An 11,981-nucleotide genomic window follows, 5' to 3' on the forward strand; every position below is an offset into this window, starting at 1 on the left:
TCGGGGAGGGGCGCCGCCGCCCCGCGGAGGGGTGGGGGCGGCGGCGCCGGGTGGGTGGGGTCAGCCGGCCTGCTGCTGCGGGGCCTGCTGGGAGGCCTGCCACGCCTGGAACGCGGCGAGCTGCGGGTCGATGGGCGCGGCCGCGGCGGCCTGCGCCGGGGCCTGCTGGACCGGCGGGGCGACGGGCTGCTGCGCCGGGGCCGAGGCGGCCTGCGGCGGGGCGTACCCCTGCGGGGCGGCCGGTGGCTGGTAGGCCGGGGCCTGCTGCTGGTACGACTGCTGCAGGGCCTGCTGGGGCTGCTGCTCGCCCATGAGGGCGGCGTTGCCGGCAGGCACGTACTGGACGGACCAGTACTTGCGCGACCGCTTGTCGTTGGGGTCCTCGCGGTGCGTGAACGTGACCGTGAGCTGGCCGCCGACCTCGAGGCCGGCCGAGCCGGCGTTGCGGATGCCCTCGCGGACAGCCTCCTTGAGGTACCGGCCCTCGATGTAGAACGTGCGACGGCCGTCGTCGCCCTCGATGGTGGCGTCGCGCTCGTTGGTCTGGACCACGACGTGGATGCCCATGATGGGGTCGCCGGAGGGGAAGAACTTGGGCGAGCCGCCGCCCGGGTTGTTCGGGTCGTAGTCGCGCTCCTGCTTCGCCTGGGGCGGCTCGGCGATGGTGCCGGTGCGGGTCGTGCCGGGGTCGGCGAAGGACCAGCCCTTGGGGCCGCCGCCGCCCATGAGGACGGCGTTGGCGTCGTACGTCTGCTGCGTCATCTGCTGCATCTCCTACGTCGGGCCGTCAGGCGACGGCCGTGGACCCGGCGCCCGGGCGGGTGCCGGAGGTCTGGGGGGCGATGAGCCCGTCGAGCTGGTCGCGCTTCGGTCGCGCGTCGAACCGCTCGCACGAGAACTCGCGCCCGGTGTGGGGGCCGGCCCCGGCGAGCACGACGTCGACGCCGTAGTCGTCGATCCACGAGGCGAACCGGTTGGCCCGCTCGAGGGCCTCGACGGCGAGCCGCTCGTCGTACGGGGTCTGCCAGAGGGCGCCGTCGGTGATACGGAACCCGTTGCGAGGCAGGAACCACACGGCGACGGAGCGCACGTCGTACCCGGCCAGGGCCCAGCCGCGGCCGTAGAGGTTGGCCTGGCGGGCGTACGTCAACCCGGGGTGGCCCTTGGCGGCCTTGACCTTCTTGAGGGTGGTGGTGCCGGTGAGCTTGTAGTCGACGACGGTGCCGGTGTGGATGTCGAGGACGTCGCTGGAGCCGGTGATGTCGACGCCGCGGAGCTGGCCGACGGCGACGCGGCCCTCGGGCAGCCACCGGTCGGTGCCGGTGCGGGCCATGTGGGAGAGGAGGACGCCCTCGGCCCACTCGTGGACGGCGCGGCCGATGGTGGGCAGCCACGGCGCGCCCTCGTCCTCGGCGCTGCCGGCGAGCATGTGGATGAGGCACCGGTCGCAGTCGACACCGAGCTCGGAGGGGCCGAGGGCGGTCTGGAGGGTGCGCTCGTCGTTGGCGATGGCGTGCTCGAGGATCGCCTGGAGGTCGGGGATGCACCGCTCGGGGGGCAGCACGACGCGGGACGCGGGGGCGGTGACGGTCACCGCTTCACGCTCACGCGGGGCGTGCCGGGCGTCTTGAACCCGTCGAGGACGGAGGGCGACAGGTGCGCCTTGGCCTTGGCGAGGTCGATGGCGAGGCCGTAGAGGTACGGGTGCTCGGTCACCGGGTAGGCCGCGGCCAGGGCGTCCCTGTCGAGGGACTGCGGGACCGAGACAACGATGGCGCCGTACGTGCCGTCCTCGTCGTTGACGAGCGCGCGGGCCTCGAGGGTGAGCTCCTTCTCCCGGGCCTCGAGGACCTTCTTCTGGGCGCGGATCTCCTCGAGCTCGTCGGCGACGGGCTTGAGCTGGAGGTCGACGGGGACGCCGGCGGCGGCGTGCTGGGTGTCGGTCATCAGGAGGCCTGCCTCTGGTCGGGGTCGTGGCTGGACTGGACGTCCCAGGCGGACAGCTCGGGCTCGCCGTCGGGGGTGTGCGCGAGGTCCCAGAGCGCGGCGCCGCCGAGCCACAGGACGGGGATGGCGAGGGCGGCGATGACGACCCAGATGGGAGCCAGGTAGATGAAGGCGCCGCCGACGAACAGGCCGAGGGCGGTGGCGACGGTCGAGACGCGCACGGCGCCCCGCTCGCCGCCGGTGAGGCGGTAGGGCGGGCCGACGAGGACCGACGGCGTCCAGGCGTTGTGGTGGCGCCCGGAGCGCAGGCGCTCGTCGGTGGTGCTGTCCTGGTCGTCGCGGCAGCCGGGGCACAGGTGGTCGTCGGGGTCGTCGACGGGGCCGCGGCACAGGAGGCACGCGGGGGCGGTGCTGACGGTCATGCCGCACCGCCGATCCGGCGGGCGAGGCGCTCGTTGTCCGCGGCGCAGTGGCCGTCGATGAGGGCGATGGCGGAGCAGCCGTCGGTGGCGCACTCCGTCTCGGCGTCGCCCAGGGCCCGGCCCAGCTCGTCGTGCAGCTGCTGTGCGGCCTCGTGGGTGAGGTCGATCTGGAAGGCGTTGCCGGAGCGGGCGATCCCGAGGACGACGCTCGTGGCGCCGCCGTCCTCGACACTGGCTGGCTCGTGGGCGACGGACTGGAGCATGAAGGTGCGCTTCGCGGCGAAGAGGCTGCCGGCGAGACGGCGGAGCATGCTGCGGGCGATGGCGCCGGCCTCGAGGTCGAGGGTGACGACGGCGATGTCGCGGTCGCGGCCGACGGCCGTGAGGATGACTGCCGGTGGCACGGAGTGCGCGGTGCTGGCGGTGGCGGATCCCATCTGGGAGACTTCCTTTCGAGTGAGTGGCCCTCGTCCTGCTTCGCGGTAGGTGGCGGGGGCCGCTTGCTGTTCTGGCTGAGGTGTCCCGGGGGCGGTGGGGGGGAGACCGCCCCCGGGACGTCCCGGTCGGTGAGGCTGGGGGCAGGGGGGATGCCGAGCCGCGCGACCGTCCGGGGGCTCTAGGGGGAGCGGCGCTCGGGCGCGCCCTGGCTGATCCACCGCGCGAGTTCGTCGCGCTCGATGACGGGCTTGGAGAGCGTCCGGCCGGCGACCTGCGGGTAGCGGACTTCGAGGTCGCCGGCGCGGACCGCGCGCTGGATGACGTCGACACTCAGGCCTGTGGCGGCGGAGGCGGTCTCGTAGCTGTAGGAGACGGGCTCGATGGCGACGGCGGTCATGCGACCACGCCCTCGAGGCCTCGGGGCCTGGGCTGGTAGTCGGTGACGATGTCAGCGGGGGCCAGCCCGTAGGCGACGGCGAGCGCTTCGAGCATGTCCACCGAGGCGCCCCGGAGGCCGGACTCGATGGCGGAGAGCGTTCCGCGCGAGACGGTGGCGCCCGCCTTGAGGACCTTCCGGCGGTGGAGCTCCTCGGTGACCGAGAGCGCGACCTGCTCGAGCGTGAGTCCTGAGACGGTGCGAAGGGCCCGGAGGGACACGTGCGGGGGGCTCTTCAGCGTCCGCGGCTGGGGGTAAGTCCTGGGCATGAGCCCAGCATGCAGCAAACATGGCACGAGAAGCAAGCAAGGACGTGGCAAACTTTGGACCTGCAGAAACACACTGATGTCACTTGCTGGCTAGCGAAATCACACCCTGGGCGTTTGCCGAGCCGGAGTTATGTTTGCCGAACATTTTTGGGATGGTTGCCGCATGACATCGCAGAGCCAGGACTTCGCCAAAGCCGTGCTGGCCGGCTTCGTCGCCGCTGGGCTCCACACCGACGCCGAGATCGTCGCCGCGGGCGGGCCTTCCACGACGACGCTCACGCTGCTGCGCAAGGTGGCGCGAGGCGAGGAGAGCATGTCCAAGCCGCGCAACCCGACCTGGCGGAACATCGACACTGCCGCCCGCTGGCCAGCCGGCTACGCCCGCGCGCTGTGGGAGGGCGTCGAGCCGCCCGAGACAGGGCATGGCCACCTCGGCTTCGCGCTACATGGCGTGGACAGCGGCGGAGCAGTGCTGGCGTTCCACGAGTGGTCCCGCCCCTTCTTCGAGCTGCCCGTCGGCGACCCAGCGTCCGAGCTCGACTGGGACAACCCGCCCAAGGAGGTGCTGGCCCTCTTCACCGACGAGCAAATCGCCGAGGAGCTCGTGTACCGGCTCCGCATGTTCCGAGGGCTCACCGACAAGTTCTTCGACGACCTACAGGACGTCAACAGCGATGACAGTCTCCCCACCAAGCAGGCCGGGGGGAGCCCGGCCCGAGACGTCCTCAGCCTCGCGGCCAAGCGCGGCCGGCGCGAAAAGGCGTACGACGACCAGTCCTGACGCGGGGTGTCGGTGACCGCACGTAGGTTCCGGTCGCATGCACCCCCACCCGTGGCGGGCGCTACGGGGGTTCGCGAGAGTGCGCCTCGTGTGGCGCTCGGACCTTCCCGACGACGTCATCAGCGCAACCGACGGAGAGCGCATCTACATGCGCCACGACCTCTCGCAGGTCGAGCGCCGGTGCGCCCTGGCGCACGAGCTCGCGCACGTCCGGCGCGGTGAGGGGACCTGCCAGCCGGAGGAGGTGGAGCGCGTCGTCGACAACGAGGCGGCCCGCTTCCTCCTACCTGACATCCACACCGTGGCTGACGCCCTGGTCTGGGCCGGCGGGCACATCGGGGAGGCCGCGGACTCCCTGTGGGTCACGCGCTGGCTGCTGAGGGCGCGGCTGGACCGCCGGCACCTGCATCCCGCCGAGGTGGCGATCCTGCGGGAGCGGACCGCCGCCGCCGACCCGACGCCCTGACGCGCGAGGCCTACCTGAGGGCGCCGAGCTGGAGGCGCGCGGCGACGTCCTCGAGCGCGGTGCGCACCCGGCCGCGGTCGGTGTGCAGGTACGCCTTCGTCGACAGGATGGTGGCGTGGCCCATGATCGCAGTGATGGTCTGGTCGTCGACGCGGGCCTCGCGTAGCAGGGTCGCGGTGGTGTGCCGGGCTTCGTACAGCGTGAAGCGCCGGCCCTGCTCGCCGTCGACGCTCGCGACTCGTGCCGCGTCCTGCAGCCGTACCCATGCGGCGCGGTCGTCGCCGTCGTCGCGTGGTCGCCCGTCGGGCCTTGGCCAGACCAGCCCGAGCGGCGAGGCCGGGCACTGCTCGCGCCACGCGATGAGCGCGTCCCGCATCCACGGCACGAGCGGGATGATGCGCTGGCCGCTCGCGGTCTTCGGCCGGACGAGGTGCAGGGCGCCGTAGACCTGGCGCGCGTTGTACCCGCGGGGGACGCGGAAGCCGCTGGTCCGGTCCCGGGCCACGCGGTAGGGGAGCGGCTTGAGCTGCCACGAGACGTCGATGACGCCCTCGTCCAGGTCGACGAGGTCCCACGTGAGGCCGAGGCACTCGGCTGGTCGCATGCCCTGCAGCAGGGCGGCGACCCAGCGGGAAGCATCCGGGAGTGTGGCAGCCTGCTCGAGGAGCGCGAGGGCGTCAGGCAGTGGGATGGCGTCTCTGTCGCTCTCGCCGGGCGCCGCGGTCTGCACGAGCAGCACGGCCTGCGGCACGGGGTGTCCCTCGATGACGGCGTCCTTGAGCATCTTCGTCAGGACGGCGAGGCACCGAGAGATGGTCGACGACGCGCGCCCCGCCACCTCCATGGCCCGCTCGACGGCGCGGACGTCGGCCGGCCGCAATGCCTCGAGCCGACGGTGCCCGATCGTCGGGACGATCCAGGTGGCCACCTGCGAGGCGTTCGCCTGCCACGTCGTCGGTCGCAGGGAGCGGGCGGTGATCTCGAGCCACTGCTCGGCCCAGGTCTTCACGGTGGGCTTGCCGCCGACGGTCGGGGCCTGCTGCTGCTCGGCCTCGCGCATCGCCTCGCGCAGCTTGCGCTGGACGGCCATCTTGGTCGGCCCGACGCGCGTCTTGCGCCGGCGGGTGCCGCGGGCGGTCCAGCCGGTCTCGATGGTGCCGACCCACCGCTTGCGCTTCTCGTCGTACCAGACTGATCCGGTGCCGTAGGCGCGCCGGGTGCTCGTCACGTGCTCTCCCTCGTCGTCACGCGGTCAGGGTAGGCCATCGGGTCGGCCATTGATAGCAGCCGACAGCGGCCGATGACGCTGCATTTCCGCAGGTCAGAGGCCATATGCATGCCCAGAGTCTATCGTGATCCATACACTCGTAATGAATAGGTCATCGGTTCGATTCCGATAGGCGGCTCCACCCGAAGGCCCCCTCGACCCCGCGTCGAGGGGGCCTTCGCGCATCTTTCTCTTCACTGATTGCGAGTTCCGCCGCCCGACACCCCGTGCGCAGGCGTGTCGACCGGCCGAACTCGCAAGAAGTCGGGTGGCGCGGGGCAGGGGTTGTCGAACGTCGGCGGACGGCGGGTCACGGGCGCGGCGCCGGGCATAGCGTGGCGAGATGACCAGACCCGTGCCGCTGCCCACCGCCCCCGGCCAGGAGTCGGTGTGGGACTACCCGCGTCCGCCCGCGGTCGAGCCGAGCGACGAGTCGGTCGAGGTCTGGTTCGGCGGGGTCCTCGTCGCCCGCTCCACCCGCAGCCTGCGGGTCCTCGAGACGAGCCACCCCCCGACCTACTACCTGCCGCGCGAGGACTTCACCGAGGGCGCCCTGCGGCGGGCGCACGGCTCGTCGTACTGCGAGTGGAAGGGCGAGGCCGTCTACTTCGACGTGCTCGGCCGGCGCGAGGTGGCGGAGTCGGCCGCGTGGACCTACCCGCACCCCAACCCCGGCTTCACGGCCCTCGTCGACCACGTCGCCGTCATGCCCGCGGCGATGGACCGCTGCGTCGTGGCGGGCGAGGTCGTCACCCCCCAGGAGGGCGGCTTCTACGGGGGATGGGTGACCAGCCGCGTCGTCGGGCCGTTCAAGGGCGGACCCGGCACCTGGGGATGGTGAGCCCGGACCGCCGCCACCCCGGGAGACGACGGACCCCCGGTCGCACCACGTCGGTGCGCCCGGGGGTCTGTCGCCGTCGTGCCCGGGACGTCCGGGCGGCGCGGGGAGTCAGTCGTCGCTGAGCGGCTTGTCCTTCGTGGCCAGCTCGGCGCGGGCCCGCTCGGAGGCGGCGGCCAGCTCGTCGCTCGTGTGGGCGGAGGTCGACGCGTTCGCGGGGACCTCGGCGTGCGGGGGCATCCGCCAGCGGGCGGTGCTCAGGCCGGCCGCGCGGGCCCGCTCGATGGCGTCGGTGATGCAGGCCTCGGCCTCCACGCGCCCCGCCCAGTGCGCGCCCTCGACCGACTTGCCGGGCTCGAGGTCCTTGTAGGTCTCGAAGAAGTGCTGGATCTCGAGGCGGTCGAACTCGGTGACGTGCTCGAGCTCGCTGATGTGCGCCTTGCGCGGGTCGCCCGCCGGGATGCAGAGGATCTTGTCGTCGCCACCGGCCTCGTCGCGCATGTGGAACATGCCGATGGGCCGGGCGCGCACGACGCAGCCCGGGAAGGTCGGCTCGTCGAGGAGCACGAGCGCGTCCAGCGGGTCGCCGTCCTCGCCGAGCGAGTCCTCGATGTACCCGTAGTCCGACGGGTACGACATCGCGGTGAACAGCATGCGGTCCAGCCGGATGCGGCCCGACTCGTGGTCGACCTCGTACTTGTTGCGGTGACCCTTGGGGATCTCGATGGTGACGTCGAACTCCACGGTGGAAAGACTCCCTCTGCTGCGTGACCTAGGCTCGTCCGACAGTCTGGCGCATGGAGGGCCCAGGGGACGAAGGGAGGCCGGGTGAGACGTGTCATGCTCGCCGGCGCGAGCGCCCTGGTCCTCCTCGTGGGCGCCGGCTACGTGACCGCCGACGTGTACGACGTCGTCCCCGGCGTGCTCACCCTCGACCGCCCGGTGGCGCTCGCCCCGGCACCGGGAGCCGACGCGGACGAGGGCGAGGTCCCCTCGCTGCTGCCCACCGCCGCGCCCTCCCTCGCGGCGACCGCCGGGACGAGTGCGCCGGTCCCCTCGGCCGCCGGCCTGGCCGCGGCGGTCGCGGCGGCCGACGACGACCCCGCGCTGCGGAAGGGCCTCGGCGTGAGCATCCGCGACGGCGTGACGGGGGAGGAGCTGTGGTCGCGCGCGGGCGGCACCCCGCGCCCGCCGGCCTCCACCGCCAAGCTGCTCGCCGCCTACGCCGTCGCCGACACCCTCGACCTCGACGAGCGGGTCCCGACGAGCGTCGTGGCCGCCCCCGGCTCGCGCGACCTCGTCCTCGTCGTCCGCGGCGACATGCTGCTCGCGCCCGGCCGCGGCGACGCCGACGCGGTCGCCGGGCGCGCGGGCCTGACCGACCTCGCCCGCCGGGTCGCCCGCACGCTGGTGGCCGACGGACGCACCACCGTCACCCTGCGCCTGGACACCTCGTTCGCGCCCGGCCCCCGGGTGCCGCCGACGTGGAACCCCAACGACGTCCGCGACGGCTTCGCCGGGCCGGTCGTCATGACCGGCCTGACGACGACCCGCGCGACCCCGGCCCGCCCGGCGCCCACCCGGCCCGAGGACGTCGTCGCCCGCACCCTCGTCCAGCGGCTGCGCGCCGAGGGGGTCACGGCCCGTCTGCGCCCGACCTCGACGTGGTCGCGGCCCGCCCCGGCCGACGCGGTCGCCCTCGGCACGGTCGAGTCCGCCACCTACGGCGAGCTGCTCGGGCTCGCGCTCGCCGAGAGCGACAACTCCCTCGCCGAGAGCCTCGTCCGGCAGGCCGCCGCGACGCTCGGCCGGCCGACCGAGGAGGCCGACGCCAACGCCGACCTCATCACCGCGCGCCTCGAGGCCGCCGACGTCCCCACCGCCGGGATGCGCCTCGAGGACGCGAGCGGCCTCAGCCCCGGGCAGGCCGTGGCGCCCGCGACGCTCTCGGCCGTCCTCGGGCTCGCGGTGCGCGGTGAGCCCGAGCAGCTGCGCGGGGTCGTCGCCGGGCTGCCGGTCTCCGGGCTGTCCGGCACGCTCCGGCACCGCTTCTCGGCGGACGCGACGCGCGACGTGCTGGGCGTGCCGCGCGCCAAGACCGGCACCCTGCGGGCCGGCTCGTCGCTGGCCGGGACGACCGTCGACGCCGACGGCCGACCGCTGACCTTCGTCGTGCAGGTCGACGGCTTCCCCCGGACCTACGACGGCACGCTGCGCGCCCGCGCCGCGATGGACCGCGTCGTCGCCGCCGTGACCCGGTGCGGCTGCAGCGGCACGACCGGCTGACGCGGATGAGAGGCTGAGCCCGTGGGATACGTCGACTGGGAGTTCGCGAAGAGCACCGGCCGCACGCTCGTGCCGGCCGGTCCCGTGGTGTCACCGGCGCAGGCCAGGGCCGAGGTCGAGGCCATCCGCGCCGCGGCGCGGGCGGCCCGGCAGCCGGTCGCCGAGACCGCGCGGATGCACACGCCCGCCGACGCGCCGGACGCGCTCGTCGTCGACCGGGCGACGTGGATCACCGTCAACGCCGACTCGATGTCGGCCCTGCTCGACCCCGCGGTCGACGCGATCGTCGGCAAGCGCGGCGTGACCCCGGGCGCGACCGCGCAGGCCATCGGCGGCAAGGTGACCGGCGCCGAGGCCGGGGCCCTCCTCGCGTTCATGGCGAGCAAGGTGCTCGGCCAGTACGACATCGCCCCCGGGGGCACCCCGGCGCTGCTGCTCGTGGCGCCCAACCTCGTCGCCACGGCGCGCGAGCTCGGGGTCGACGCCGCCGACTTCCGCGCCTGGGTCTGCATGCACGAGGAGACCCACCGCGTGCAGTTCACGGCGAACCCGTGGCTGCGCGACCACCTCGTCACGCAGGCCCGCCGCCTCGCGGTCGACCTCGCGCCCGACTCCGAGCGCATCCAGGAGATCGTCTCGCGCGTCACCGAGCGGCTGCCCGAGGTCTTCTCCGAGGGCGGCACGGGCATCACGGAGCTCTTCGCGACCCCCGAGCAGCGCGAGCAGCTGGCCCGCGTCACCGCCGTCATGTCCCTCCTCGAGGGGCACGCCGACGTCGTCATGGACGACGTGGGCCCGGCGCACATCCCGACCGTCGCCGACATCCGCTCGCGCTTCACGGACCGCCGGCGCGGCTCTGGCGCGCCGGACCGCCTGCTGCGCCGCCTGCTCGGCCTCGAGGCCAAGATGCGCCAGTACCGCGACGGCGCCGCGTTCGTCCGCGGGGTGCAGGAGCAGGTGGGCGTCGACGGCTTCAACGCCGTGTGGACCTCGCCCGAGACCCTGCCGCTGCCGCAGGAGATCGCCGACCCCGCCGCCTGGGTCCGCCGCGTCCACGCCTGACGCGGCGCGCCCCGCCTGCGGCACACTGCCCGGATGACGGGACGCGCGTGGGGCCGCCCGCACCCGGCCGTCGCCGCCGTGCGCTCGGCGGTGCGCGCCGTGCTCGCGGGGTGCGACCCCGGTGACCTCGTCCTCGTGGCGTGCAGCGGCGGCGCCGACTCGACGGCGCTCGCGGACGCCGCCCGGTACGAGGGGGAGCGCGCCGGCCTGCGGGTCGGGGCGGTCGTCGTCGACCACGGCCTCCGGGATGGCTCGCGCGAGGTCGCCGAGGAGACCGGTGCGCGCCTGCGCTCGCTCGGGCTCGACCCCGTGTCCGTCGCCTCGACGTGGGTGCCGGCCGGCGGCCCGGACGGGCTCGAGTCGATGGCCCGGCAGGCCCGCTACCGCGTCCTCGACGATGCCGTGCGCCACCACGGGGCGCGCCTGGTCCTCCTCGGCCACACCCGCGACGACCAGGCCGAGCAGGTGCTCCTCGGCCTGGCCCGGGGCTCCGGCGCGCGCAGCCTCGCCGGGATGCCCGCCGCCCGCGGCCCCTACCGCCGGCCGCTGCTCGGCCTCACCCGGGAGCAGACCCGCGCCGCCTGCACGGCCGAGGGCCTCGCGTGGTGGGAGGACCCGATGAACGAGGACCCGGCCTTCGCGCGGGTGCGCGCCCGCCGCGCCCTGTGCGACCTCGAGGCCGACCTCGGCCCCGGGCTCGGCGCGGCGCTGGCCCGCAGCGCCGACCTCCTGCGCGAGGACGCCGACCACCTCGACGCCCTCGCCGACGAGGCGGTCGCGACCCTCGGGCCGGGCCCGTGGGCGGCCGACGCGCTCGTGACCCTGCCGCGCGCCGTCCGCACGCGGGTCTGGCGGCGGCTCCTCGTCGCCGCCGGCGCCCCGGCCGGGCAGGTCTCGTCCCGCCACGTCGAGGCCTGCGACCGGCTGCTGACCCACTGGCGCGGACAGGGCGCCGTGCACGTCCCGGGCGACCTGCGGGTGCAGCGGGGCGGCGGCCGGGTGTCCATCGGTCCCCCCGCTCGGGTTGAATAGGGCGCGACCCACCCATCCCCTTCACCAGGAGCCGACGTGGACGCTGCCCACATGGGAGCCGACCTCGAACGAGTCCTCATCACCGAGGACGAGATCCACGCCAAGCTCGAGGAGCTGGCCGGTCTCATCGCCGACGAGTACGCGGGCAAGGACCTCCTCCTCGTCGGGGTCCTCAAGGGCGCCGTCATGGTGATGGCCGACCTCATGCGCGCGTTGCCGATGACCGCGCCGGTCGACTGGATGGCCGTCTCGTCCTACGGCTCGGGGACCAAGAGCAGCGGTGTCGTCCGCATCCTCAAGGACCTCGACACCGACATCAGCGGCCGCCACGTGCTCATCGTCGAGGACATCGTCGACTCCGGCCTCACGCTGTCGTGGATCAAGTCCAACCTCGAGTCGCGCAGCCCCGCCTCGGTCGAGATATGCACCCTCCTGCGCAAGCCCGAGGCCGCCAAGGTCGAGGTCGACGTCAAGTGGGTCGGCTTCGACATCCCCAACGAGTTCGTCGTCGGCTACGGCCTCGACTACGCGGAGGCCTACCGCGGCCTGCGCGTCGTCGGCACGCTCGCCCCGCACGTCTACAGCTGACCCCCGCGCCCGCCGCCGACCCGTGACCGACCGGGTCCGGGTTCGACGGCGGAACACGAGCGCGGACGGGCTCGTTGCTAGCGTGTACCAGTCCCGGACGGACCGCCCGGGCCACTCTCGACGAGCACCAGGAGGGTGGGGCCCCGCGC

16 protein-coding genes are annotated in these 11,981 nt (G+C 74.0%); 7 read left to right on the forward strand and 9 right to left on the reverse strand.

Features of this window, described 5'->3' with window-relative positions:
• Positions 1-60: 60 nt before the first annotated feature.
• From IG69_RS20810 to IG69_RS0102640, 7 genes are all read right to left on the reverse strand, one after another.
• Positions 61-762 (reverse strand): hypothetical protein, encoded by a 702-nt coding sequence (locus tag IG69_RS20810; RefSeq protein WP_051750081.1) that lies wholly within the window; start codon positions 760-762, stop codon positions 61-63.
• 25 nt (positions 763-787) lie between these two features.
• The gene (locus IG69_RS20815; RefSeq protein ID WP_051750083.1) at positions 788-1,594 is read right to left on the reverse strand and encodes a hypothetical protein; all 807 of its coding nucleotides are present in this window, start codon (positions 1,592-1,594) and stop codon (positions 788-790) included.
• On the reverse strand, positions 1,591-1,947 hold the full coding sequence (locus IG69_RS0102620) for a hypothetical protein (protein ID WP_030526627.1): 357 nt from the start codon (positions 1,945-1,947) through the stop codon (positions 1,591-1,593). Before IG69_RS0102620 ends, IG69_RS20815 begins: the two co-directional genes overlap by 4 nt.
• Positions 1,947-2,369: a hypothetical protein gene (locus tag IG69_RS0102625; protein ID WP_030526628.1), complete on the reverse strand. Its 423-nt coding sequence runs from the start codon at positions 2,367-2,369 to the stop codon at positions 1,947-1,949. Before IG69_RS0102625 ends, IG69_RS0102620 begins: the two co-directional genes overlap by 1 nt.
• Positions 2,366-2,806, reverse strand: a complete 441-nt coding sequence (locus IG69_RS0102630) for a hypothetical protein (RefSeq protein ID WP_030526629.1) — start codon at positions 2,804-2,806, stop codon at positions 2,366-2,368. The genes IG69_RS0102625 and IG69_RS0102630 overlap by 4 nt, the downstream gene beginning before the upstream one ends.
• A 179-nt stretch (positions 2,807-2,985) precedes the next feature.
• On the reverse strand, positions 2,986-3,204 hold the full coding sequence (locus IG69_RS0102635) for a hypothetical protein (protein ID WP_030526630.1): 219 nt from the start codon (positions 3,202-3,204) through the stop codon (positions 2,986-2,988).
• The gene (locus IG69_RS0102640; protein ID WP_030526631.1) at positions 3,201-3,464 is read right to left on the reverse strand and encodes a helix-turn-helix domain-containing protein; all 264 of its coding nucleotides are present in this window, start codon (positions 3,462-3,464) and stop codon (positions 3,201-3,203) included. Before IG69_RS0102640 ends, IG69_RS0102635 begins: the two co-directional genes overlap by 4 nt.
• 211 nt (positions 3,465-3,675) lie before the next feature.
• Here IG69_RS0102640 and IG69_RS0102645 point away from each other — a divergent pair, with 211 nt between their 5' ends.
• Together IG69_RS0102645 and IG69_RS0102650 are read left to right on the forward strand one after the other, a co-directional pair.
• A complete protein-coding gene (locus IG69_RS0102645) occupies positions 3,676-4,293 on the forward strand; it encodes a hypothetical protein (RefSeq protein WP_030526632.1) in 618 nt (205 codons plus the stop codon).
• 88 nt (positions 4,294-4,381) lie between these two features.
• Positions 4,382-4,759: an ImmA/IrrE family metallo-endopeptidase gene (locus IG69_RS0102650; protein WP_157577299.1), complete on the forward strand. Its 378-nt coding sequence runs from the start codon at positions 4,382-4,384 to the stop codon at positions 4,757-4,759.
• 10 nt (positions 4,760-4,769) lie between these two features.
• On the opposite strand, the gene IG69_RS0102655 is transcribed toward IG69_RS0102650, so the two are convergent.
• Positions 4,770-5,987, reverse strand: coding sequence for a tyrosine-type recombinase/integrase (locus IG69_RS0102655; RefSeq protein WP_030526634.1), 1,218 nt, complete (start codon positions 5,985-5,987; stop codon positions 4,770-4,772).
• Between the two features lie 382 nt (positions 5,988-6,369).
• On the opposite strand from IG69_RS0102655, the gene IG69_RS0102665 reads away from it, so the two are divergent.
• A complete protein-coding gene (locus IG69_RS0102665; protein ID WP_030526635.1) occupies positions 6,370-6,867 on the forward strand; it encodes a DUF427 domain-containing protein in 498 nt (165 codons plus the stop codon).
• A 108-nt stretch (positions 6,868-6,975) separates the two neighbouring features.
• On the opposite strand, the gene IG69_RS0102670 is transcribed toward IG69_RS0102665, so the two are convergent.
• Positions 6,976-7,608 carry an inorganic diphosphatase gene (locus IG69_RS0102670; RefSeq protein ID WP_030526636.1) on the reverse strand — a complete coding sequence of 211 codons (633 nt, stop codon included), beginning with the start codon at positions 7,606-7,608 and terminating at the stop codon, positions 6,976-6,978.
• A gap of 84 nt (positions 7,609-7,692) precedes the next feature.
• On the opposite strand from IG69_RS0102670, the gene IG69_RS0102675 reads away from it, so the two are divergent.
• The 4 genes from IG69_RS0102675 to hpt are packed head-to-tail and all read left to right on the forward strand — an operon-like array spanning position 7,693 to position 11,832.
• A complete protein-coding gene (locus IG69_RS0102675; protein WP_157577301.1) occupies positions 7,693-9,150 on the forward strand; it encodes a D-alanyl-D-alanine carboxypeptidase/D-alanyl-D-alanine-endopeptidase in 1,458 nt (485 codons plus the stop codon).
• A gap of 21 nt (positions 9,151-9,171) precedes the next feature.
• Entirely contained in the window at positions 9,172-10,212 is a 1,041-nt protein-coding gene (locus tag IG69_RS0102680) for a zinc-dependent metalloprotease (RefSeq protein WP_030526638.1), read from the forward strand.
• 33 nt (positions 10,213-10,245) lie between these two features.
• Positions 10,246-11,244 (forward strand): tRNA lysidine(34) synthetase TilS, encoded by a 999-nt coding sequence (gene tilS / locus IG69_RS0102685; protein ID WP_030526639.1) that lies wholly within the window; start codon positions 10,246-10,248, stop codon positions 11,242-11,244.
• Between the two features lie 36 nt (positions 11,245-11,280).
• The gene (gene hpt / locus IG69_RS0102690; protein WP_030526640.1) at positions 11,281-11,832 is read left to right on the forward strand and encodes a hypoxanthine phosphoribosyltransferase; all 552 of its coding nucleotides are present in this window, start codon (positions 11,281-11,283) and stop codon (positions 11,830-11,832) included.
• Positions 11,833-11,981: the final 149 nt, after the last annotated feature.

Origin of the sequence: Phycicoccus jejuensis (assembly GCF_000720925.1) — a bacterium.
In the GTDB taxonomy this organism is placed as follows: Bacteria; Actinomycetota; Actinomycetes; order Actinomycetales; family Dermatophilaceae; genus Phycicoccus; species Phycicoccus jejuensis.

Coding starts and splice junctions, on each gene's coding strand:
- IG69_RS20810 (WP_051750081.1), bottom strand. CDS start 762: ATGACGCAGCAGACGTACGACGCCAACGCCGTCCTCATGGGCGGCGGC.
- IG69_RS0102620 (WP_030526627.1), bottom strand. CDS start 1,947: ATGACCGACACCCAGCACGCCGCCGCCGGCGTCCCCGTCGACCTCCAG.
- IG69_RS0102625 (WP_030526628.1), bottom strand. CDS start 2,369: ATGACCGTCAGCACCGCCCCCGCGTGCCTCCTGTGCCGCGGCCCCGTC.
- IG69_RS0102630 (WP_030526629.1), bottom strand. CDS start 2,806: ATGGGATCCGCCACCGCCAGCACCGCGCACTCCGTGCCACCGGCAGTC.
- IG69_RS0102635 (WP_030526630.1), bottom strand. CDS start 3,204: ATGACCGCCGTCGCCATCGAGCCCGTCTCCTACAGCTACGAGACCGCC.
- IG69_RS0102645 (WP_030526632.1), top strand. CDS start 3,676: ATGACATCGCAGAGCCAGGACTTCGCCAAAGCCGTGCTGGCCGGCTTC.
- IG69_RS0102665 (WP_030526635.1), top strand. CDS start 6,370: ATGACCAGACCCGTGCCGCTGCCCACCGCCCCCGGCCAGGAGTCGGTG.
- tilS (WP_030526639.1), top strand. CDS start 10,246: ATGACGGGACGCGCGTGGGGCCGCCCGCACCCGGCCGTCGCCGCCGTG.